20 protein-coding genes are annotated in these 20,403 nt (G+C 71.3%); 9 read left to right on the forward strand and 11 right to left on the reverse strand.

Annotation, left to right across the window (positions count from 1 at the left end):
* Positions 1–108: 108 nt before the first annotated feature.
* The 4 genes from hutI to hutH all read right to left on the reverse strand — a co-directional run bounded on the left by hutI (position 109) and on the right by hutH (position 6,030).
* Positions 109–1,287 carry an imidazolonepropionase gene (hutI, locus tag C8E83_RS18035; protein ID WP_121371456.1) on the reverse strand — a complete coding sequence of 393 codons (1,179 nt, stop codon included), beginning with the start codon at positions 1,285–1,287 and terminating at the stop codon, positions 109–111.
* Positions 1,284–2,711: an amidohydrolase family protein gene (locus tag C8E83_RS18040; protein ID WP_121371457.1), complete on the reverse strand. Its 1,428-nt coding sequence runs from the start codon at positions 2,709–2,711 to the stop codon at positions 1,284–1,286. The genes hutI and C8E83_RS18040 overlap by 4 nt, the downstream gene beginning before the upstream one ends.
* Positions 2,711–4,366 (reverse strand): urocanate hydratase, encoded by a 1,656-nt coding sequence (gene hutU / locus C8E83_RS18045; protein ID WP_121371458.1) that lies wholly within the window; start codon positions 4,364–4,366, stop codon positions 2,711–2,713. Before hutU ends, C8E83_RS18040 begins: the two co-directional genes overlap by 1 nt.
* A gap of 98 nt (positions 4,367–4,464) precedes the next feature.
* The gene (hutH, locus tag C8E83_RS18050) at positions 4,465–6,030 is read right to left on the reverse strand and encodes a histidine ammonia-lyase (RefSeq protein ID WP_121371459.1); all 1,566 of its coding nucleotides are present in this window, start codon (positions 6,028–6,030) and stop codon (positions 4,465–4,467) included.
* A gap of 108 nt (positions 6,031–6,138) precedes the next feature.
* Here hutH and C8E83_RS18055 point away from each other — a divergent pair, with 108 nt between their 5' ends.
* Positions 6,139–6,903: an IclR family transcriptional regulator gene (locus tag C8E83_RS18055; RefSeq protein WP_121371460.1), complete on the forward strand. Its 765-nt coding sequence runs from the start codon at positions 6,139–6,141 to the stop codon at positions 6,901–6,903.
* Here C8E83_RS18055 and C8E83_RS18060 read toward each other — a convergent pair.
* Positions 6,900–7,340 carry a MarR family winged helix-turn-helix transcriptional regulator gene (locus C8E83_RS18060; RefSeq protein WP_211331728.1) on the reverse strand — a complete coding sequence of 147 codons (441 nt, stop codon included), beginning with the start codon at positions 7,338–7,340 and terminating at the stop codon, positions 6,900–6,902. The genes C8E83_RS18055 and C8E83_RS18060 overlap by 4 nt on opposite strands.
* Before the next feature lie 76 nt (positions 7,341–7,416).
* Between C8E83_RS18060 and C8E83_RS18065 the strand changes: the two genes are divergently transcribed.
* A complete protein-coding gene (locus C8E83_RS18065) occupies positions 7,417–8,949 on the forward strand; it encodes an MFS transporter (RefSeq protein ID WP_121371461.1) in 1,533 nt (510 codons plus the stop codon).
* On the opposite strand, the gene C8E83_RS18070 is transcribed toward C8E83_RS18065, so the two are convergent.
* Together C8E83_RS18070 and C8E83_RS18075 are read right to left on the reverse strand one after the other, a co-directional pair.
* Entirely contained in the window at positions 8,886–9,608 is a 723-nt protein-coding gene (locus tag C8E83_RS18070) for a GNAT family N-acetyltransferase (RefSeq protein WP_211331729.1), read from the reverse strand. The two genes, C8E83_RS18065 and C8E83_RS18070, sit on opposite strands and share 64 nt — an antisense overlap.
* 25 nt (positions 9,609–9,633) lie before the next feature.
* Positions 9,634–10,665 carry an NAD(P)-dependent alcohol dehydrogenase gene (locus C8E83_RS18075; RefSeq protein WP_121371999.1) on the reverse strand — a complete coding sequence of 344 codons (1,032 nt, stop codon included), beginning with the start codon at positions 10,663–10,665 and terminating at the stop codon, positions 9,634–9,636.
* A gap of 78 nt (positions 10,666–10,743) precedes the next feature.
* Between C8E83_RS18075 and C8E83_RS18080 the strand changes: the two genes are divergently transcribed.
* From C8E83_RS18080 to C8E83_RS18095, 4 genes are all read left to right on the forward strand, one after another.
* Positions 10,744–11,130 (forward strand): DUF3052 family protein, encoded by a 387-nt coding sequence (locus C8E83_RS18080; RefSeq protein ID WP_121371463.1) that lies wholly within the window; start codon positions 10,744–10,746, stop codon positions 11,128–11,130.
* Positions 11,131–11,246: 116 nt separating this feature from the next.
* Positions 11,247–11,999: a sugar phosphate isomerase/epimerase family protein gene (locus C8E83_RS18085; RefSeq protein ID WP_121371464.1), complete on the forward strand. Its 753-nt coding sequence runs from the start codon at positions 11,247–11,249 to the stop codon at positions 11,997–11,999.
* The gene (locus tag C8E83_RS18090; RefSeq protein ID WP_121371465.1) at positions 11,996–13,093 is read left to right on the forward strand and encodes a Gfo/Idh/MocA family protein; all 1,098 of its coding nucleotides are present in this window, start codon (positions 11,996–11,998) and stop codon (positions 13,091–13,093) included. Before C8E83_RS18085 ends, C8E83_RS18090 begins: the two co-directional genes overlap by 4 nt.
* Before the next feature lie 182 nt (positions 13,094–13,275).
* Complete coding sequence (locus C8E83_RS18095; protein ID WP_121372000.1) at positions 13,276–13,935, forward strand: GntR family transcriptional regulator; 660 nt, start codon at positions 13,276–13,278, stop codon at positions 13,933–13,935.
* Here C8E83_RS18095 and C8E83_RS18100 read toward each other — a convergent pair.
* Positions 13,919–14,719, reverse strand: coding sequence for a GDSL-type esterase/lipase family protein (locus C8E83_RS18100; protein WP_121371466.1), 801 nt, complete (start codon positions 14,717–14,719; stop codon positions 13,919–13,921). The two genes, C8E83_RS18095 and C8E83_RS18100, sit on opposite strands and share 17 nt — an antisense overlap.
* A gap of 136 nt (positions 14,720–14,855) precedes the next feature.
* Positions 14,856–15,764, reverse strand: coding sequence for an aldo/keto reductase (locus C8E83_RS18105; protein WP_245981811.1), 909 nt, complete (start codon positions 15,762–15,764; stop codon positions 14,856–14,858).
* Positions 15,765–15,837: 73 nt separating this feature from the next.
* Here C8E83_RS18105 and C8E83_RS18110 point away from each other — a divergent pair, with 73 nt between their 5' ends.
* The 3 genes from C8E83_RS18110 (at position 15,838) to C8E83_RS18120 (ending at position 18,522) form a co-directional block, all read left to right on the forward strand.
* Positions 15,838–16,422, forward strand: coding sequence for a TetR/AcrR family transcriptional regulator (locus C8E83_RS18110; protein ID WP_245981814.1), 585 nt, complete (start codon positions 15,838–15,840; stop codon positions 16,420–16,422).
* Between the two features lie 245 nt (positions 16,423–16,667).
* A complete protein-coding gene (locus C8E83_RS18115) occupies positions 16,668–17,090 on the forward strand; it encodes a hypothetical protein (protein ID WP_170160003.1) in 423 nt (140 codons plus the stop codon).
* A 286-nt stretch (positions 17,091–17,376) separates the two neighbouring features.
* Positions 17,377–18,522, forward strand: coding sequence for an ATP-binding protein (locus C8E83_RS18120; protein WP_121371470.1), 1,146 nt, complete (start codon positions 17,377–17,379; stop codon positions 18,520–18,522).
* A 62-nt stretch (positions 18,523–18,584) separates the two neighbouring features.
* On the opposite strand, the gene C8E83_RS18125 is transcribed toward C8E83_RS18120, so the two are convergent.
* The gene (locus C8E83_RS18125; protein ID WP_121371471.1) at positions 18,585–19,052 is read right to left on the reverse strand and encodes a winged helix-turn-helix transcriptional regulator; all 468 of its coding nucleotides are present in this window, start codon (positions 19,050–19,052) and stop codon (positions 18,585–18,587) included.
* Positions 19,053–19,132: 80 nt separating this feature from the next.
* Entirely contained in the window at positions 19,133–20,398 is a 1,266-nt protein-coding gene (locus tag C8E83_RS18130) for an MFS transporter (RefSeq protein ID WP_170160004.1), read from the reverse strand.
* Between the last annotated feature and the right edge of the window lie 5 nt (positions 20,399–20,403).

The raw sequence follows: 20,403 nt of genomic DNA on the forward strand, positions 1-20,403 counted from the left end.
CTGTGAACGCGCGAAAGCCGGGTCCCATCAAAGGACGGGGTCCCGGCTTCAACTTTTCTCGCCCCCGAAGGAACAGAACATGGTCAATATATCATGCCGACCGCGGGGCTACCAGTCGGCGGCGGTCCGCACGGTGTGCACGAGCGGCACTCCGGGGCGGTAGCCGAGGTGCACGTAGGAGGGCGCGTCGAGCTCCACCACGTCGGCGCGGGCGCCGATCCTGAGCCACCCGATGTCGTCGCGCCGTAGGGCGCGCGCGCCCCCGCGCGTCGCCGACCAGAGGGCCTCGGCCGGGGTCATGCCCATCTCGCGAATGGCGAGCGCGATGCAGAATGGCATCGACGATGTGAAGCAGGAGCCCGGATTGCAGTCCGTGGCGATCGCCACCGCCGCCCCCGCGTCGATCAGCCGCCGCCCCGACGGGTACGGCTGCCGGGTCGAGAACTCGACGCCCGGCAGAAGCGTCGCGAAGGTCGACGACCCTGCGAGCAGCGCGACGTCGTCGTCGGTGAGGAACGTGCAGTGGTCGATGCTCGCGGCCCCGAGCGACACCCCGAGCGCGACGCCTTCTCCGGGCTGCAGCTGGGCCGCGTGCAGGCGTGGCAGAAGGCCACGCGAGATTCCGGCCTGCAGGATCCGACGCGTCTGCTCGACATCGAACGCACCCCGCTCGCAGAACACGTCGATCCACTTCGCGTGCTCCGCCACCGCGTCGAGCATGGGCCCGGTCACGAGCGAGACGTACTCGTCGGCGTCGGCGCCCGCAGGCACGACGTGCGCGCCGAGGAAGGTCACCTCGTCGGTGAGCTGTGCGGCCAGCCGGACCAGGCGCGCCTCGTCGTCGACGGTGAGCCCGTAGCCGCTCTTGATCTCGACCGTGGTGGTGCCCTGCGACCGCATCTCGGCGATGAGGCTGCGGGCCCGGCCGAGCAGCTCGTCGTCGGTCGCGGCCCTCGTGGCAGCGACGGTCGAGCGTATGCCGCCGGCGGCATACGTGCCGCCGCTCATGCGCGCCTCGTACTCGGCCGAGCGATCGCCGCCGAAGACGATGTGCGAGTGCGAGTCGACGAAGCCGGGGATCACGGTGCGACCCTCCGCGTCGAGCGCGCGGTCGGCGGCGGGCGCCTCGGCCGCGGGGCCGACCCAGGCGACGAGGCCGTCTTCGACGACCAGGGCGGCCTCGCGGATCTCGCCGAGCCGGGCTCCGGGTGCCGAGCCGGACGGGCCGCCGAACGCCGGGTCGTTCGTCACGAGCAGGCCGATGTTCCGCAGGACGGTGCTGGTCATGACGCAGAGCCTTCCACGAGCGCGGCGATGGAGGAGGCGAGCTCGCGGCCGACGTCGGACGCGGTGCGCGATCCCGCGGCGACCACGCGGTCGCGCACGACGTGCGACCCCGCGACGACGACGTCGGTCACGTCGGCGGAGGTCGCCACGAGGGGGAGCTGGAGGCTCTCGCCTCCTGCGGTCCGCACCGACGAGTCGTCGACGACGACGAAGTCGGCCAGGGAGCCGGCTGCGAGCGTGCCCCCGTCGGACCACCCGAGCGAGGCGTAGCCGGCGGCGCTCGCCGAGTGCAGCAGCTCGGCCGGCGTGAAGCGGCCGCGCTGGCCGGTGACGAGACGCTCGTCGAGCTCGAGGCCTCGGACCTCCTCGAACGGGTCGACGACGGCGTTCTGATCGCTGCCCAGGCAGAGCGAGGCTCCCGCGGCGAGCAGGGCCGAGCCGGGCCCGACGCCGTCGGCGAGGTCGCGCTCAGTGGTGGGGCAGAAGGAGACGTTCGAGCGGGAGGCACCGAGCATGCGAACTTCGCGGTCGGTGAGGTGCGTCGCGTGGACGGCGGTGAAGAGGGGACCCAGGATCTCGAAGTCGTCGAGCAGATCGACCGGCCGTCTGCCCTCCGCCGCCTCGACCTGCCGATTCTCGAGCGGCTGTTCAGAGACGTGCGCGTGCATGACCTCGTGCGGGAACTCGGTGCGCATGGCGTAGGCCGTCAACGCGTCGAGCGCACGCAGCGAGTGGGCGGCCATGCCGAGTCGGATCGAGTCGCCCGCGGTCGAGGCGACGCCGGGCGCGGAGTCGGCGAAGGCGTAATCGTCCGACACCTCGACCATGTCGTCGAGCGCGAGACGCAGTGCTCGGTGGCGCACGACCCACGCCTCGAACGTCCCGTCGCTGAAGCGCTCCTGCTCGGCCGACAGCGGCAGCGGCGCTCCGTCGTCGGACAACCCGCCCCGCAGGTACGCCGTGTCGAGCAGCGTCAGCCGGATCCCGACCTCTCGCGCGGCGGCGATCAGCGCCAGCCCCATCGCGTTCGGGTCGTCGTAGGGCCGCCCGCCCGGCCGGTGGTGCAGGTAGTGGAACTCGCCCACGGTCGTGTACCCGGCGAGTAGCATCTCGCTGAAGAGGGCGCGTGCCAGCTTGAAGTACGACGCGGGCTCGAGCGCCGCCGACACCTCGTACATCCGCTCGCGCCAGGTCCAGAACGTGCCGCCGCCGTCGTGCGTGCGACCGCGGAGGGCGCGGTGGAAGGCGTGGGAGTGGGCCGAGACGAGGCCCGGCAGGGCTGTGCCGCGCAGCACGACGTCGTCGGGGTGGGGAGACTCCGCCCCCGTCGTGACGCTCCCGATCCTGCCGCCTGAGACCTCGATGCGGACGCCGGATGCCGCGCCGCCCGGGAGGACGGCGCGCGGCACCCAGAACGTCGGCATCAGCCCTCGTTCATCGGGATGCGGATCCCGACTCGCGAAGCGGCGGCCTCGGCCTCCTCGTAGCCGGCGTCGACGTGGCGGATGACGCCCATCGCCGGGTCGTTCGTCAGCACCCGCGACAGCTTCTCGGCGGCGAGGGCAGTGCCGTCGGCGACCGTGACCTGGCCGGCGTGGATCGAGCGGCCCATGCCAACGCCGCCTCCGTGGTGGATCGAGACCCAGGTCGCGCCCGACGAGGTGTTGATCAGGGCGTTGAGCAGCGGCCAGTCGGCGATGGCGTCGGAGCCGTCTTTCATCGCCTCTGTCTCGCGATACGGCGAAGCGACGCTGCCCGAGTCGAGGTGGTCGCGGCCGATCACGATCGGCGCCGAGATCTCTCCCGACGCGACAAGCTCGTTGAACTTGAGGCCGGCGAGGTGACGCTCGCCCGCGCCCAGCCAGCAGATGCGGGCCGGCAGACCCTGGAAGGCCACGCGCTCGCCGGCCATCGTGATCCACTTCTTCAGGGACTCGTTCTCGGGGAACAGCTCCAGGATCGCGCGATCCGTCCGCGCGATGTCGGCCGGGTCGCCCGAGAGCGCCGCCCAGCGGAACGGCCCCTTGCCCTCGGCGAAGAGCGGCCGGATGTACGCGGGCACGAACCCGGGGAACGCGAAGGCGTTCTCGAATCCGGCGGTCTTCGCCTCGGTGCGGATGTTGTTGCCGTAGTCGAAGACCTCGGCTCCTGCCTCCTGGAACCCGACCATCGCCTCGACCTGTGCCCGCATCGAGAGCCGCGACTTCTCGATGAACGACGCGGAGTCGCTCTCGCGCGCCGACTGCCAGTCGTCGAACGCGACCTCGATCGGAAGGTAGGCGAGCGGGTCGTGCGCGCTGGTCTGGTCGGTGACGATGTCGATCTCAGCGCCGCGCGCGAGCAGCTCGGGGAACACCGAGGCGGCGTTGCCGAGCAGGCCGATCGAGAGGGCGCGCTTCTCGTCGCGGGCGGCGTAGGCGAGCTCGAGGGCCTCGTCGATCGAGGCCGCCTGCACGTCGAGGTAGCGGTGCTCGATGCGACGCGTGATGCGCGACTCGTCGACGTCGACGCAGATCGCGACGCCGTCGTTCATCGTCACGGCGAGGGGCTGGGCGCCGCCCATGCCGCCGAGGCCGCCGGTGAGGGTGATCGTTCCGGCGAGTGAGCCGCCGAAGCGCTTCTTCGCGACGGCCGAGAACGTCTCGTAGGTGCCCTGCAGGATTCCCTGCGTGCCGATGTAGATCCACGACCCGGCGGTCATCTGGCCGTACATGGTGAGCCCGAGGCGTTCCAGTTCACGGAACGAGTCCCAGTTCGCCCAGTCGCCCACGAGGTTCGAGTTGGCGATGATCACGCGCGGCGCCCACTCGTGGGTCCGCATGACGCCGACAGGCTTGCCCGACTGCACCAGCAGCGTCTCGTCGGCCTTCAGCGTCTCCAGCGTGCGCACGATCGCGTCGAACGCGTCCCAGCTGCGGGCGGCCTTGCCCGTGCCGCCGTAGACGACGAGCTCGTCGGGGTGCTCGGCGACCTCGGGGTCGAGGTTGTTCATGAGCATGCGCAGAGCGGCCTCCTGCGGCCAGCCAAGCGTGGTGAGCGTGGTGCCGCGCGAAGCGCGCACGGGGCGGGGACCGGACATGGGCGGTGTTCCTTTCGATGTGTGACGGCGACTGGCCCGAAATGTACGTGGCGGGCGGCGAGAGCGTGCGTTTCGGGCCACTCGACGACCGGGTGAGGTCAGGCGAGGGGCGCAGGAGCAGCGGCAGACGCCACCCGGGCGACGTCTCCGGCGCTCACGAGCTGCACCGCCGCCTCGATCTCGGGCGCGAGGAAGCGGTCGGGGCCGGGGCCCTCCACACGCGAGCGCAGCGCCGCGAGCACCGCAGCGCCCACGGGCCCGGCCGACAGCGGCGCACGCATGTCGATGGCGCGGCAGGCCGTGAGCACCTCGACGGCGACGACGCGCGTGGCGCCGTCGACCGCACGGCGCAGCTTGCGAGCGGCAGCCCAGCCCATCGAGACGTGGTCCTCCTGCATGGCCGACGACGGGATCGAGTCGACCGACGCGGGCACGGCGAGGCGCTTGAGCTCGGAGACGATGCCCGCCTGCGTGTACTGGGCGATCATGTGGCCCGAGTCGACGCCGGGGTCGTCGGCGAGGAACGGGTTGAGCCCGTGGCTGCGCGCCGGGTCGAGCATGCGGTCGGTGCGGCGCTCGGAGATCGAGGCGAGGTCGGCCGTCGCGATGGCGAGGAAGTCGAGCACGTAGGCGACCGGCGCCCCGTGGAAGTTGCCGTTCGACTCGACCCGGCCGTCGAGCGTGACGACGGGGTTGTCGACGGCGCTGGCGAGCTCGCGCGACGCGACGAGAGCCGCGTGGTCCATCGTGTCGCGGACGGCGCCGTGCACCTGCGGGGCGCAACGCAGCGAATACGCGTCCTGCACCCGCGTGAAGCCGGTGGTCTTCGTCGCGGCGATGAGCGGCGAGCCGGCGAGGGCGGAGAGCATGTTGGCGGCCGAGGCCTTCTGGCCGGGGTGGGGGCGCAGCTCCTGCAGGTCTCGCTGGAACACCGCGTCGTTGCCCATGAGGGCCTCGATGCTGAGCGCCGCAGCGACGTCGGCGGTGGTGACGAGGGTGCGCAGGTCGTCGAGGGCGAGCAGCAGCATGCCGAGCATCCCGTCGGTGCCGTTGACGAGGGCGAGGCCCTCCTTCTCGCGCAGCAGGATCGGCGAGATGCCCGCGGCGGCGAGAGCATCGCCCGCCGGCATCGCCACCCCGTGGCGGTCGCGCACGGTGCCCTCGCCGAGCAGCGCGAGCGCGCAGTGCGACAGCGGCGCGAGGTCGCCGGAGCAGCCGAGGCTGCCGTACTCGCCGATGATCGGGGTGATACCGGCGTTCAGGACGTCGACATAGGTCTGCGCGACGATCGGTCGCACGCCGGTGCGCCCCGTCGCGAGCGTCGAGATGCGCAGCAGCATGAGGGCGCGGACGACCTCGCGCTCGACCTCGGGGCCGTTCGACGCGGCGTGGCTGCGGATCAACGATGCCTGCAGCTGAGCGCGCTGCTCGGGCGGAATGCGCTTGGAGGCGAGGGCCCCGAATCCTGTGCTCACGCCGTAGTGCGGCTGGGGGTCTTCGGCCAGGGCCTCGATAACGGCGCGGCTCTCGGCCATCGCGGCGAGGCTGGCGTCGCTCAGCTCGACGCGGGCGTCGCGCCGGGCGACGGCTGCGACGTCGGCGGGCGACAGGGCTCCGACCGAGACGACGACGGGCGGGGTGAGGGGAGGGGCGCTGGTGGTCACGCGACCATTGGACTCCACCGCGGGCCGTCGCGGGCCGCTCGGCCCGCGTATGCTGTCTCGGATACGAGACGCAGCGCCCGGCTGTGTCGAGCGTGTGACAGGAGCCCCATGCCCTCGGTGCCCGCCGCGCGCCACGTGCTGCGCGTGATCCGGTTCCTCGCCGAGCAGGCCCGCCCGACCCACGCGGCCGTCGTCGCCCGCGAGCTCGACCTGCCGCGATCGACGGTGTACCACCTCCTGCGGGCGCTGCTCGACGAGGGCTTCGTCGTGCACTTCCCCGAGGAGAGCACGTACGCCCTCTCGACCGCCCTCGCTCAGCTCGGCACCTCGGCCGACCGCGCGACGAGGCTACGGCGACTCGGCACCCCGCTGCTCTCGCGCCTGCTCGCCGATGTGGGCCTGCCGGTCGTCGCCCAGCTCGGCATGCTGCACGGCCAGGAGATCGTCTACCTGGCGCAGGAGTCGGCACCCCGCGCGCCCTCGCTGGTGAGCGCGATCGGCGTGCACCTGCCTGCGCACCTCACGGCGACCGGTCGCGTGATCCTGGCCCACCTCGAGCACGCGCAGGTGCGAGCCCTCTTCCCCGACCGCGACAGCCTCGTCGACCGGCGCGGGGCCGGGCCGCAGACGCTGCGGCAGCTCGACGAGCTGCTCCGCGAGACCCGGCGGCGCGGCTGGGGCCTCGAGAACGGCGAGATCACCGACGGCTACGCCTCGGTCGCGGCGGTCGTGCTCGACCACAACGACTATCCGACGGCGGCGATCGGCGTCACGTATCGCACCGTGGCGGTCGACCACACGGTGCTGCCGGAGGTCGTCGCGGCGGTGCGGGGCGCTGCCGGCGCGCTCGGCGCGCGCCTCCGCGGCCGCTAGCCGGGCCAGCGCTCCGCGCTGAGGGCGTGGATGACCGCCAGCAGCTCTGCCCGGAACGCGTCGGGGTCGGCGGATCGCGGGAACACCTCGGTCTCGAGCGTGCGCGCGGCAGCCCAGGCCGTGGTGCCGGCCGGAGTGGAGGCGACGAGGGTTCGGCGGCGGTCCGCGGGATCCTGCGCCCTCGACACCAGACCGTCGCGCTCGAGGCGCTCGAGCGTGCGCGACATCGTCTGCTCCTGCACGCGGGCGCGCGTGGCGAGGTCGCGCTGCGAGGCGGGGCCGGGCTGCAGCAGGTCGAGGGCGATGAGGCCGGCGTGCGTGAGGCCGGCCTCGGCGAGGCGCTCGATCCAGGTGTGCTCGACGAGTCGCGAGGCCATCGAGAGCAGGCGGCCGGTCGGCCAGGTCGTCATGTCGGGCCCGGGGCCAGCGTCTGCCATCGCCCCAGCGTAGCCTCGATCGCTGAACACTCAGCCTGCTGAGCAAATCCACAGCCGACTGAGTATCGTCGGAGACATGACGACAGCACCCGCGCCTGACGACTCGACCACCAAGGGCGCGAGCACGCGCGCCCAGCGCCACCGCTGGGCCGGCCTCGTCTTCATCAGCGTCGCCGTCTCGATCATCATCGTCGACTCGACGATCGTGAACGTCGCCATCCCCTCGATCATCGGCGACCTCCACATCTCGACGAGCCAGGTGCAGTGGGTGCAGGAGTCGTACACGCTCGTCTTCGCCAGCCTCCTGCTCGTCTTCGGGTCGCTGGCCGACCGGCTGGGGCGGCGCCGGATCCTGCTGATCGGGGTGGTCGTCTTCGCGCTGTCGAGCATTCTCGCGGCGAGCACCGACAGTGGCGGGTGGCTGATCGCAGCGCGGCTCGTGCAGGGCGTGGGCGGCGCGATGATCCTGCCGACGACGCTCTCGCTCATCAACGCGACGTTCTCGGGGCGCGAGCGCGGCATCGCCTTCGCGATCTGGGGGTCGACGATCGGCGGCATGACGGCCCTCGGACCGCTGCTCGGCGGCTGGCTCACCACCGACTTCACCTGGCGCTACGCGTTCGGCATCAACGTGCCGATCGGAATCGCCGTCGTGATCGGCGTCGTGCTCTTCGTCGCGGAGTCGCGCGACCCAGGGCACGCCTCGCGCATCGACCCGGGCGGCGCGGTGCTCTCGGTCATCACCTTCGCGAGCCTCGTCTTCGGGCTGATCGAGGGGCGCACCTACGGCTGGTGGCTGCCCGCGACGAGCACCTTCGCCGTCGGCTCCTGGGTCTTCTCGCCCATTCCCGTCGCCTTCGCCGTGGCCCTGGTCGCAGGAGCAGCGTTCGTCACCCGGGGCATCCGCCGCGACCGCCGGGGCCTGCCCTCGATGATCGCCGTCGACCTCTTCCGCATCCCCTCCTTCCGCAACGGCAACGTCGCCGCCCTGATCGTGGCGCTGGGGGAGTTCGGCATCATCCTGTCGCTGCCCCTCTGGATGCAGGAGGTGCTGGGCTACTCGGCCCTCCAGACGGGCTTCGTGCTGCTTGCGCTCGCGGTGGGCTCGTTCGTGGCCTCGGGCTTCGCGGGCGCGACCTCGGGCCGGTTCTCGCCCGTGCGCGTGGTGCGCGTCGGCATCGTGGCCGAGATCGTCGGCGTCGCGGGCACCGGGCTCGTGATCTCGGCGACGACCGAGTGGTGGCAGATCGTGCCGTTCCTGTTCGTCTACGGCTTCGGCGTGGGCCTCGCGACCGCACAGCTCACCGGCGTCGTGCTGGCCGACGTGCCGCAGGAGCAGAGCGGGAGGGCGTCCGGCACGCAGTCGACGTCACGACAGCTCGGCTCGGCGCTCGGCATCGCGGTGCTCGGCACCATCCTGTACTCCGTGGCGGGCACGCCGTCGACGGCGGCGACCTTCTCGGCCGGTGCGCGCGACTCGACCTTCGTCGCCGCCGCGTTCCTCGTGGTCGGCCTGCTCGCGACGCTCCGTCTCGGCCCCGGCGGTCAGGACCGCGCGAGCACGCTCACCTTGAGGTCGGCGCGGGCCTCGAACCCCATCGACTCGTAGAGCCCCCGCGCCGGGTTGCCCTCGGCGACGTGCAGGAAGGCGCGGTCGCCGTCGGCGCGGATGCCGCGGATCACGTCGAGCATCAGCCGTCGGGCGTAGCCCCGCCCGCGCGCCTCGGGGTCGGTGCAGACGGCGCTCACCTCGACCCATCCCTCGGGGGCGAGCCGGCGGCCGGCCATGGCGAGCAGTCGCCCGTCGGCCCCGACGACGCCGCGGTAGCCGCCGAACTCGATCGTGCGTCGCTCGAACGGGCCGGGGGCGGTGAGGGTGGTCAGGCGGAGCATCTCGGGCACGTGCTGCTCTCCGAGATCCTGCGCCTCGTCGAAGGCCTCGTCGGGCGGGGTGACGCCGGTGTCGACCATCTGCGTGAGGCCGATCTCCTGCAGCGTCTCCCAGCCGGGCGCGGGGTGGAAGCCCTTCTCGACGAACATCGCCACGGCGCCCGTGGGGGCGAGGCGGCCGAGGGCCTCCCAGTCGTCAGCGGTCGGCGAGAGGCCGAGGGACGCGAACGGGGCGACGTCGGTCGGGTAGCGGGCGGCGCCGCCGTCGACCAGGGCGAGCGAGGAGTGACGCGTGCGCAGGGCAGCGCCGATGGCGTCGTCGAGCAGGTGCATGCTCAGGGCAACGGCGCGCGCCCCGCCCGTCATTCCCGAGGGCATGACGAGCAGGGCGCAGGAGCCGGCGTCAGCGCGTCGGAACGACGACCGCGCGCCCCTGAACCTTGCCCGCGTGCAGTCGCTCGTACGCGGCCGGCGCTTCGCTCATCGAGTACTCCTCCACGTGGATCGAGATCGCCCCACGCTTCGCCAACTCGACGACCTCCATGAGCTCGATGCGCGAGCCCCAGTTGATCGCGCGACCGGTGACGTCGAGCGGCACCGTGGTCTGGCCGATCGGCACGGCGCCCGAGGCGACGCCGACCACGACGATGTCGCCGGCCGTGCGGATCATCTTCGCAGCGAGGTCGGCGGTGGGCTGGATGCCGACGAAGTCGAACACCGCGTCGGCACCGAGGCCGCGGGTGAGGCCCTTGACGGACTCGATCGCGTCGGGGTTCGAGAGGAACGTGTGGTCGGCACCGACCTCGCGGGCGAACGCCAGCTTGTCGTCCGAGACGTCGAGCACCACGACGGTCGACTGCGTGAGCGCCTTGAGCAGCTGGATCGCGACGTGGCCGAGGCCGCCGGAGCCGATGACGACCGCGGTGGTGCCGGGCGTGAGCTTCGGCAGCGCCGACTTCACGGCGCGGTAGGGCGTGAGGGCGGCGTCGGTGAGCGACACGTTCTTCACGGGGTCGAGGTCGCCGAGCGGCACGAGGTGGCGGGCGTCGTCGACGATCATGTACTCGGCCATACCGCCGTCCGTGAAGATGCCGGGCGCGCGCATGCCCTTCTCGCAGTTGTTCTCCTCGCCCTTGGCGCAGGAGTAGCAGCGCCCGCAGCCCCACGGGCCGTAGACGAGCACCGACTCGCCGATCTCCACGTCGCGCACGCCCTCGCCGATCGCCTCGACGGTGCCGGCCACCTCGTGGCCGAGCGTGAGCGGCAGGGGTTTGAAGGAGTAGTCCTCGGCCGACGCGCCCATGATGAACTCGTCCGAGTGGCACGCTCCGGCGGCGGTCACGCGGAGGAGGATCTCGCCGGGCGCGGGGGTGGGGGTGTCGATCTCGACCAGCTCCGGGCGGGATCCGATGGTGCGGTACTGAAGAGCTCTCATGTCGTGCATCGTACGCCGGAAAAAGCAACGGTTGTCGTCTATTCCTCGCCGTCGAGCGACGCGCGCTACCCTGCTGGCATGGTGCAGTCGACCGCGGTGAAGCTCGGGGTGAAGCAGGGGTCATGGGTGGCCGCGTGGGGCATCGAGCAGGAGCAGCTGCTCACGCTGCTCGGCCCTCTGCCCGACCAGGTCGAAGTCTCGGCCGTCCTCGCCGACGAGGCCCCCGACGAGTCGGCGCAGATCGTCCTCCTCTTCGCCGACACGGTCGACGACGTCCACGCGCGCATCGAGGCCGCGTGGCAGTCGACGGCCGCGCTCGGACGCCTCTGGGTCGCGTACCGGAAGGGCGCGAGGCCGCTGCACCGCGACACCCTGCAGGAGGCGCTGGCCGTGCACGGCCTGAACGGCGTCACGCTCGTCGCCCTCGACGGCGAGTGGTCGGCCATGCGGGTGCGCCCGGCCTGACTCCCTTGTCCCGGTGGAGGCGCCGCCGGTAGGGTGGTTCCGTCGCGACCTGTACATCTTTTGTCTGATCGTCAACAGAAGTCGCCGACCGTCACTCACCCCCACAGGAGTCAACGATGACCAAGCCCCTCTCCGTCCAGCTCTACAGCGTCCGCGACGCCGTGGCGGCCGATCTGCCGGGCGCGGTGGCGCGCCTGGCCGAGATCGGCTTCACCACCGTCGAGCCCTACGGCTTCGCCGAGCGCCCCGACGAGTTCGCCTCGGCGCTCTCGGCGGCGGGCCTCACCGCTCCCTCGGGCCACGCGCCCGCGATCGACTCGGCCGACGCGGCCCAGATCTTCGAGGCGGCCAAGACGGTCGGCATCGAGACCGTGATCGACCCGTTCATCCCGGGCGACCGCTGGCAGACCGCGGCGCAGATCGACGAGACGGCGGCCCGCGTCAACGAGCTGACCGCGCAGGCGGCCGGGTACGGCCTCGCCTTCGGCTACCACAACCACAACTGGGAGCTCGAGACCTCGATCGACGGCGCCACCGCGCTCGAGTACTTCGCGTCGAAGCTCGACCCCGCCGTCGTGCTCGAGGTCGACACCTACTGGGCCACGCTCGGCGGCGCCGACGCCGCGGCCCTCCTCGGCCGCCTCGGCGACCGCGTGAAGCTCATCCACGTGAAGGACGGCTCGATCGCCGGCGGCAAGGAAGACCAGCGTCCCGCCGGCCAGGGCGAGATCCCGATCCCCGCGATCCTCGCCGCGGCGCCCAGCGCCCGCCGGGTCATCGAGTTCGACCAGTACTCCGGCGACCTGTTCGAGGCTCTCGCGGCCTCGTTCGCCTGGCTCACCGAGAACGACACGGCGGCCGCCGAATGAGCGCCGTCGGCATCGGCTTCATCGGGGCCGGCAACATCTCGACCCAGTACCTCGAGAACCTCACGAAGTTCCCCGACGTCGAGGTCCGCTTCATCGCCGACATCGACCTCGGCCGCGCCGAAGAGCAGGCGACGAAGTACGGCATCGCCGGCTTCGGCACCGTCGACGAGCTCCTCGCCCACGACGACACCGAGATCGTGATCAACCTCACCATCCCGGCCGTCCACGCCGAGGTCGGCCGCCAGGTCATCGCCGCCGGCAAGAACGTCTGGAGCGAGAAGCCCCTCGCGCTCGAGGCCGACGACGCCGCGTCGCTCCTCGCGGCGGCTCAGGGCGCAGGATTGCGGGTCGCCTGCGCTCCCGACACCGTCCTGGGCGCCGGCATCCAGACCGCCCTCCGTGCCATCGCGCGCGGCGACATCGGCGAGCCCCTCACGGCGACGACGATGTTCCAGGTGCCCGGCCCCGAGTCGTGGCACCCGCGCCCCGAGTTCCTCTTCGCCAAGGGCGGCGGGCCGCTCTTCGACATGGGCGCGTACTACATCACGACCCTCGTGCACGCCTTCGGCTCGGCCTCGCGCGTGCAGGCGGTCTCGTCGAAGTCGCACGAGACCCGCACCATCGGCTCGGGCCCGGCCGCGGGCACCGTGTTCCCGGTCGAGGTGCCGACGCACCACGCCGCGCTCATCTCGTTCGCGGGCGGCCAGTCGTCGCAGTCGACGTTCTCGTTCCAGCAGGCCCTGCCGCGCATGGGCTTCGTCGAGATCACCGGCACCGAGGGAACCCTCGTGCTGCCCGACCCGAACACCTTCGTCGGCGACTCGACGCTGTGGCGGTTCGGCAGCGACGAGCCCACGACGATCACGGCCGAGGGCTCCGAGTGGGGTCGCGGCACCGGCGTCGTCGACCTCGCCCGCTCGATCCGCGCGGGCGTGCCCGAGAAGGCCTCGGGAGCCCTGGCCTCGCACGTCCTCGACGTGATGCTCGGCATCCGCGACGCCGCCGAGTCCGGCGACGCCGTCACGATCGCCTCGCGGGTCGAGAAGCCGTCGCCGCTCGACGTCTCGTTCGACCCGGCCGCCTCGACGCTGTAGCGGCGTCGCGGGCTCGGGTCGCCGCTCCTGCGCCCCTTGCCCCTCCCAAAAACGACTCTGCGCACCGTACATACGGTGCGCAGAGTCGTTTTTGGGAGGGGGCAATGCCACGAAGGGGGGAGCACCGACGCGTGACATAGGAGTACCGTGTTGAGACACCAGCAGTGTCGAAGGGGATCAGCATGCCCGTGCCCGTGACGTCCGATGCGAAAGAGACCCGCCTGCTCCTGCGCGATCGCGTCCGCGGGCAGATCCAGGAGGCCATCCTCGACGGCACGCTCCTCGCGGGCGAACGCCTCAACGACGACGAGCTGGTGGCGTGGCTGGGGGTGTCGCGCACGCCGATCCGTGAGGCCCTCGTCGACCTCGAGCACATGGGCCTCGTGGTCATCGAGCCGAACCGCTTCACGGCGGTCGCCGACCCCGACCCCGCGATGGTGGTGCCGATCCTGCAGACCCTGGGGGTCCTGTACGGCGGGGTGCTCCGCCTCGCCGTGCCCCTGCTGACCAAAGCCGAGGCGAAGCGTCTCGCAGCTCAGGTCGACAGCTGTGTCGAGGCTCTCGACGAAGGAGACTTCCTCTCCGTCAACGTGCACACCGTGGCGTTGTTCGACGCGTTCGTCGGGCTGTGCGGCAACGCGCCGCTCATCAAGGCGACGCGCGACATCGAGTTCGGCCTCGCCTATCGGCTGCGCGTGCCGAACATCGTCGACCTGCTGCCCTGGGGCGAGATGCGCCAGCAGTACCTCGAGCTCAAGGCGGCGACGCTCGCGGGCGACGGCATCGCGGCCGAGCTGGCGGGCGAGGCCCTGCACCAGCTGCCGGTCACGCCACGGGGGTAGCGACCCGCTTCTCTCGGGGTGCCTCGACCGTCGACGCGGCGGGGCCGGCCGCAGCCAGCGCCTCGCGCTCGGCGAGCAGGTTCGCCACGGCCGGGGTCAGTGCTTTGGCCCAGAGCTTGTGCATCGTCGCCCACGACAGCGAGTCGCGGACGAAGAGCTGGTCCTGCTCGACGGTCGGGAACGGCACCGTGACGGCTCCGCGGGTGTCGGCGACGACCGCGCGGGTGACGGCGTTGAGCTCCTCGATTCCCGTGGTGATCAGCTCGGCGGCGGCGCCCGTGACCTCCTGGAATTTCCACATCGGCGGGATCTCGGCGACCACGACGACGGTCTCGGCCGAGGCCTCGTGCCGGATGCGCGCGATGATCCGCTGCAGCGACCTGCGCCACTCGTCGGGCTCGGTGCCGAGCAGCACGTCGGTGATGCCGATGATCAGCACGGCCGCGTCGGCGTCGTCCGAGACCAGGAAGGGCAGGTCGGCGGCGCCCGAGATGCTCAGCGTCGGCGACGTCGCCTCCGTCCACACGCAGCCGCGCTCGCGAGTCGCGGCGAGCTGCTGAGCGGTGCGGCTCGACGTCTTCATGCCGTGATGCAGCACGCCGTAGCCCGAGACCGCGATGCTGCCGACGAACGAGAGGCGGTCGGGGTTCTCGCCCGGCATGCTGAAGTCGGGCTCATCGGCCGGGAACGGGGCCGCGGTCAGCGCACGCTGGTACAGCCTCAACTGCACCCGCAGAAGGGGTTTGGCGAGGCGGAGGACGAGGGGGTGCGTGCGGTGGTTCATGACGGGGCGAGTCTGTCATGTCCTCCACAGTGCGGACACGACCCCCGAAAGGGTTTTGTCCGCAAAGCGCACCGGTCACATCCGTCACACGGGTCTCGTCAGCCCCAGGGCGCAGGAGCAGCCGCCCCGCCGCCCGTCACACCGCGTCGAGGGCTCGCATCGCCTCCTCGTCGAGAGTCACGCCGCCCGCGGCCACGTTCTCCTCGAGGTGCTCGATGCTCGTGGTGCCGGGGATCAGCATGACGTTCGGCGAGTGCGCGAGGAGCCAGGCGAGGCCCACCTGCGCGGGCGTCGCGCCCAGCCGGGCCGCCTGCTCCTGCACCGCAGGTTGGTCGGTGACCTTGGCCGCACCGGGGAAGCCGGAGCCGAGCGGGAAGAACGGCACCCAGGCGACGCCGTTGTCGCGGCAGACCGCGAGGGCGTCGTCGTCGCGCGTCACGAGATTGAAGAGGTTCTGCACGCAGGCGATGCCCGCCGGCAGCGCCTGCTCGATCTGCTCTGCCGAGACGCTCGACAGGCCGATCCCGTCGATCTTGCCCTCGTCGCGCAGGGCGATCATCTCGGCGAGCTGGTCGTCGAGCGGCACGATCTGGTCGCCCTCGGCGACGATGCCGGGAGGGCCGTCGACGCGGCGGAGGTTCACCACGGCGAGACGCTCGGCGCCGAGGGTGCGGAGGTTCTGCTCGACCTGCGCGCGCAGCTCGGCAGGCTTCTGGGCGGGCACGAGCGGCGGGTTCGCGCCCTCGACGTGCACGGCGCCGACCTTCGAGACGAGCACGACGTCGTCGGAATAGGGCGCGAACGCGGCGCGGAGGCGGCGGTTCGCCTCGCCGCCGCCGTAGAACTCGGCGGTGTCGAAGTGTGTGACGCCGAGCTCGAGGGCGCGGCGGAGGAGGCGCGTGGAGGCGTCGACCGCGAGGGGCTCCCTGACTCTGCTCTCGGCCAACTGCATCGCGCCGTAGCCGATGCGGGGCGTGTCGCGGCCGGCCAGAGGGTAGGTGCCGCCGGGTCGTGGGGTCTCGGGCATGGTGCTCTCTCGTCTCATCGGGGATACTGGAGTGCGAAGCGGAGGAGCCTCCGCCGCGACCGACGATAGCAAAACGGAGGAGCCTCCGCTAGTGGCGACCGACACTCCCGCACCCCGCGTGCGCTCCGACGCGGCCCGAAATCGCGACCGGCTGCGCGCCGCCGCCGCGGCGGCGTTCGAGGCGAGCGCCGGGTCGACCGCGGTCTCGCTCGAGGGCATCGCCCGCGACGCCGGGGTCGGCATCGGCACGCTGTACCGGCACTTCCCGACGCGCGAGGCGCTCGTCGAGGAGGTCTACCGGGCCGAACTGGGCGCGGTGTGCGACACGGCTTCGACCCTGCTCGCGACGCTGCCGCCGGCCGAGGCGCTGCGCGCGTGGATGGACCGCTACGGCGCGTTCGTCGCCGCCAAGCGCGGCATGGCCGAGACCCTGCGGGCACTCCTGAGCGCCGGGGTGGCATCGGCGCCCGGCGAGACTCGGCAGCGGATCCGCGCCGCCGTGGGCGAGATGCTGGCCGCAGGAGCAGCGGAAGGCACCCTCAGGGCCGACGTCGCGGCCGACGATGTCGTCGTCTCGCTGATCGGAGTGTTCCTCGCCACGGCCGAGGCACCCGACCGGGATCAGGCCGGTCGAATGCTCGACCTCCTCGTGGCGGGGCTGCGAGCCCGGGCCTGAGAGGCGACGTCGCACCGCCGCGTCGTCAGGGGAACGCCGCGGCGGTGGGGAAGGGAGCGGACGCGATCACAGCGTCCGCCCCCTGGAGAGCGGGCCAGGGAACCCGCAGCAGGGGTTCGGCACCCCGCCGGAACCGGTTGGTCCCCAGTGCGGGTGCCGCCCGTGAGGGTGACGCGTGCTCATCCGTCAGGCCGATAGCCGATTCGGCCAAACGGCGGTAATTTCTGCTGACAGGGGGTATTCACATGGCGAGAGTGCGCAGGCGGGCGAGCGTCGTGGTCGGCTGTGTCGCGGCCTGTGCTCTCGTGGTGAGCGCTACCGGGTGCACGTCTGTCGAAGTGCGGCCCGCAGACGTCATCGGCACGTGGCATGGTCCGAACGGTGGTGCGATCACGGTCTTCTCGGACGGGCGTGCAATATTCTCCGACTTCCCGCGAGTCGCTGCGGGTGGGGACGGTGCGGGCGTCGTCAGCGGCGCGGCGAAATGGTACATCGACCCGGAGGTACCTCACGAATACATCGAGTTCGTCGGCACGAAGATGACGTCGTCGGCCTTCAATCACAAAGGCTGGACGGGCAACGTGGTTTTCGGCAGGTCTCAGATGTACTTCTGGACGGCCGACCCGTCCGAGAACAAGAAGTACACCGTGACCCGCAGCAGTCGCTGATGGGCCGCGCCCGTTGCCAGTGGACGATGCTTGCTGCGGCTGGGGCGGCCCCGTCAGGTTTCAAGCCGCGACGTGAGCACGTTCGACGCGATACTGAAGCGCGTCTCCCGGCAGAGCGCGGTCTGGCGCAACATGAGGAAGCATCGATGGTCGTTGCGATGTCCAGGTTCCTCTCGCGACTGACTTCCTCCTTCGAATGACTGCGTCGGTTACTCGCCACACCCGCGGGATTTGAGATGATTTGAGATGAAAGTCGAGTTTCATCCCAAATAATCCGAGGAGCGTCATGCAGCCGAGCCCCTACACGCCGGGTGAGGTCGCCCGTACCGTCCCTGGTCGGGCGTCGCAACTCGCGGACATCGACGAGCGCCTGTCTGCGATGGTCGACCTCGGTCGACTGGTCGGGCGCATCCGAGTCGACCACGCACCCCGCGGGTTCGGCAAGACGTCGTTACTGCGCGAGTACCAGCGTCGTGCCGTTGCCCGCGGTGCCATCACGGCGTGGGTGACAGCTGGAGAGAGTCAAGGGCTCATTGCACAGATCGGAGCAGCGATCGCCTCTGCCACGGCCTCCCTGGGCGATGAAGCGAGTACACGTCTCCTCGACCGCATCGAATCTCTGAAGCTGACCATCGGTGCGCCCGGCATAGCGCAGGCGTCCGCGACCTTGAACGGCGAAAAGGTGCAGGAGCCCGTCGGTGTTCGCGGATTCGAGGCCGTCATTCGAGAGGCTGCGTCTTACGGTGCCGGCATCGTGATTCTCATCGACGAAGTCCAGGCCGCCGATGAGGCCGGCATTCGCACACTGGTCTATGCCTGGCAGCACCTGCAGGCGGAAGGCGCCGACATTCCCGCCGCAGTGTTTGCCGCCGGGCTTCCCAACGCGCCGGAGGTGATCGCCTCGGTCGTCACCTTCAGTGAACGCATTGCCTATCGTCGACTCGGACCGCTGGAGCAAGAAGCCGAGGAGATCGCCCTGGTTGGCCCAGCGCGTGCGCTCGGCGTCACGTGGACCCGGGAAGCGGTAGCAAATGCGCTCTCGGTAGCGCAGGGCTACCCGTACACCGTGCAACTGATCGGCGACGCCACCTGGGCCGCGGCGGGGCGCCCAGATCCAGGTCGAACGGTCGGTGTGGATGATGTCGAGCGCGGTCGGATCGCTATGCGCGACGACCTCGAGGCGCTTTTTCGAGCACGCTGGGCGCAGAGTGCGGCACTCGAGAGGCGGATGCTCTCGGCAATGGCCGCACGCGGCGACGATCCTGTGTCACGCGCCGACATCTCCGCCGACTTGCAGATACCCACCAATCACCTCTCGTCCCCGCGCGGACGCCTCATCGACAAGGGGCTCATTCAGTCGGCCGACCGCGGCATGCTGGAGTTCACCATTCCGGGCTTCGCCGAGTTCGTCCGCGATCAAGAAGGCGGTTGACACCATGACGTAGCGGCGAGGAGGCGGGCACCTGCCGTCGGCGGACCTCTGCGGGTGAAGCGCTACGCCGCGGGCCGCGACGGCACGATCCGCACCTCGTCGGCGGGCACCTGGCGGCCGGCCTCGTCGACGAATCCGACCCCGATCGGCCCTCCGGTGCGGCCGCGACGCAGCATCGTGGGGCCGTCCGTGCGCGGCAGGTGCTCGTCGCCCCACTGCTGCAGGGCGGCGAGCACGACGCGGAGGTCGGCACCGGCCGGGGTGGGCTCGTACCTCTCACGTCGGCGTGCGCCCGGCTCCTGGTAGTCGACCCTGGTCAGGATGCCGGCGTCGACGAGCGCGTCGAGCCGCGACGAGAGCACGTTCGACGCGATGCCGAGGCTCTTCTGGATCTCGCCGAAGCGGGTCTGCCCGTAGTGGATCGTGTTGCGGAGCACGAGGAAGCTCCACCGGTCGCTCAGCACGTCGACGCTGCGCTCGATCGAGCAGAGCGGGGTGTTCTCGGTGACGGCGGGGACTCGCGGGGACATGTGAGCAGGGTAGCTGTCTTGCGCAACGGAAGGGAGCCCTGGCCGGGCTCCCTTCGCGCTGCGATCGAGTGGCGTGACCGTCACCGGGTGGCGACGGGCGCCGTGGGGCAGGGCGTGTGGGCGGAGCGCACCGTGGTCCGCCGGGCCCTCGTGTGGACGCCGACCGCGAGCAGCATGCCCACCAGGCCGAGGATCGCGAGGACCGCCGTGAACCCGATCGCGACCGCCTCGACCCCGACGGCCGTGGCGACGAATCCGGCGGCGATCGCCGCGACGCCGAGCGTGACGTAGGCGATCACGAAGATCCCGGCGAAGAGGCCCGCCCGCTCGTGGGCGGCGACCTCGGGCACGAGGCTGCGCGTGCTGGCCGAGAACGTGCCGCCGAGCCCGGCTCCGGCGAACACCGTGCTCCCCCAGACCAGCGCGAGGTCGCCCGAGGCGAAGGCCGCGAGCAGGCCGATCGCTCCGACGACGATGGCCGCATCGCCCAGGATCTTGAGCAGGTGCGCCGGGATCGCGCTGGTCGTCACCGAGGCGGTCGCCGCGACGCCGAACATGACGAACGTGAGCACACCGCCGACGATCGGCGACGTGATGCCGAACACGGCGCCGAGCACGGTCGGCAGCAGCCCGAGGAAGAAGGTGGCGGTGAGGAACGTCGCGACGATGCTCGGCGCGGTGGCGACGAACAGGGGCCGCACCTTCGCCGGGATCGTGAAGCGGGGGGCCAGGGACGCGAGGGCACCGGGTCGCCGGGTCGAGGTCTCCGGAGTGAGGAGTGCGAAGACCGTCCCGGCCGCCATGACGACCGCGAGAGCGGCCCAGACGATGACGGCCGCCGACGCCGGGATCGCGAGGGCGACGAGTCCCGCGAAGAGGGCGCCGACCCCGAGACCGGCGGTGGACGCGAGGCTGGTCATGAGCGCGCCCAGCTTCTTGCGGTTCTCACTGGCGAGCTCGACGGCCGCGGCGCCGAAGCTGCTCGACGCGGCGCCCGTGGCGATGCCCTGCAGGATCCGGGCGACGATCAGCCAGCCGATCGACTGCGCCCCGAAGAACACCAGCACGGCCACCAGTTCGAGCGCGAGCGACCCGATGAGCAGAGGGCGCCGGCCGATGTGGTCGGAGAGCGAGCCGACGACGAGGAGGGCTGCGACCATCGCGATCGCGTAGACGCCGAAGGCGAGCGTGAGCATCGACGGTGCGAAGCCCCAGCTTGCCTCGTAGAGGGGCAGGAGCGGCGTCGGGGCGCCGGCGGCGAGGAAGAACGCGATCAGGGACGCCGAGGTGGCGGCGAATCCGACGCTCCGGGGAATCCGGATCCGGGAGGTGTTTGTGTCAGCCATGCCGC

It is taken from the genome of Frondihabitans australicus (assembly GCF_003634555.1).
GTDB classification, from domain to species: domain Bacteria; phylum Actinomycetota; class Actinomycetes; order Actinomycetales; family Microbacteriaceae; genus Frondihabitans; species Frondihabitans australicus.

Coding starts and splice junctions, on each gene's coding strand:
- hutU (WP_121371458.1), bottom strand. CDS start 4,366: ATGTCCGGTCCCCGCCCCGTGCGCGCTTCGCGCGGCACCACGCTCACC.
- C8E83_RS18130 (WP_170160004.1), bottom strand. CDS start 20,398: ATGGCTGACACAAACACCTCCCGGATCCGGATTCCCCGGAGCGTCGGA.
- C8E83_RS18085 (WP_121371464.1), top strand. CDS start 11,247: ATGACCAAGCCCCTCTCCGTCCAGCTCTACAGCGTCCGCGACGCCGTG.
- C8E83_RS18120 (WP_121371470.1), top strand. CDS start 17,377: ATGCAGCCGAGCCCCTACACGCCGGGTGAGGTCGCCCGTACCGTCCCT.
- C8E83_RS18100 (WP_121371466.1), bottom strand. CDS start 14,719: ATGAACCACCGCACGCACCCCCTCGTCCTCCGCCTCGCCAAACCCCTT.
- C8E83_RS18115 (WP_170160003.1), top strand. CDS start 16,668: ATGGCGAGAGTGCGCAGGCGGGCGAGCGTCGTGGTCGGCTGTGTCGCG.
- C8E83_RS18055 (WP_121371460.1), top strand. CDS start 6,139: ATGCCCTCGGTGCCCGCCGCGCGCCACGTGCTGCGCGTGATCCGGTTC.
- C8E83_RS18095 (WP_121372000.1), top strand. CDS start 13,276: ATGCCCGTGCCCGTGACGTCCGATGCGAAAGAGACCCGCCTGCTCCTG.
- C8E83_RS18090 (WP_121371465.1), top strand. CDS start 11,996: ATGAGCGCCGTCGGCATCGGCTTCATCGGGGCCGGCAACATCTCGACC.
- C8E83_RS18105 (WP_245981811.1), bottom strand. CDS start 15,764: ATGAGACGAGAGAGCACCATGCCCGAGACCCCACGACCCGGCGGCACC.
- C8E83_RS18065 (WP_121371461.1), top strand. CDS start 7,417: ATGACGACAGCACCCGCGCCTGACGACTCGACCACCAAGGGCGCGAGC.
- hutI (WP_121371456.1), bottom strand. CDS start 1,287: ATGACCAGCACCGTCCTGCGGAACATCGGCCTGCTCGTGACGAACGAC.
- C8E83_RS18040 (WP_121371457.1), bottom strand. CDS start 2,711: ATGCCGACGTTCTGGGTGCCGCGCGCCGTCCTCCCGGGCGGCGCGGCA.
- C8E83_RS18070 (WP_211331729.1), bottom strand. CDS start 9,608: ATGCCCTCGGGAATGACGGGCGGGGCGCGCGCCGTTGCCCTGAGCATG.
- C8E83_RS18125 (WP_121371471.1), bottom strand. CDS start 19,052: ATGTCCCCGCGAGTCCCCGCCGTCACCGAGAACACCCCGCTCTGCTCG.
- C8E83_RS18080 (WP_121371463.1), top strand. CDS start 10,744: ATGGTGCAGTCGACCGCGGTGAAGCTCGGGGTGAAGCAGGGGTCATGG.
- C8E83_RS18060 (WP_211331728.1), bottom strand. CDS start 7,340: ATGGCAGACGCTGGCCCCGGGCCCGACATGACGACCTGGCCGACCGGC.
- C8E83_RS18075 (WP_121371999.1), bottom strand. CDS start 10,665: ATGAGAGCTCTTCAGTACCGCACCATCGGATCCCGCCCGGAGCTGGTC.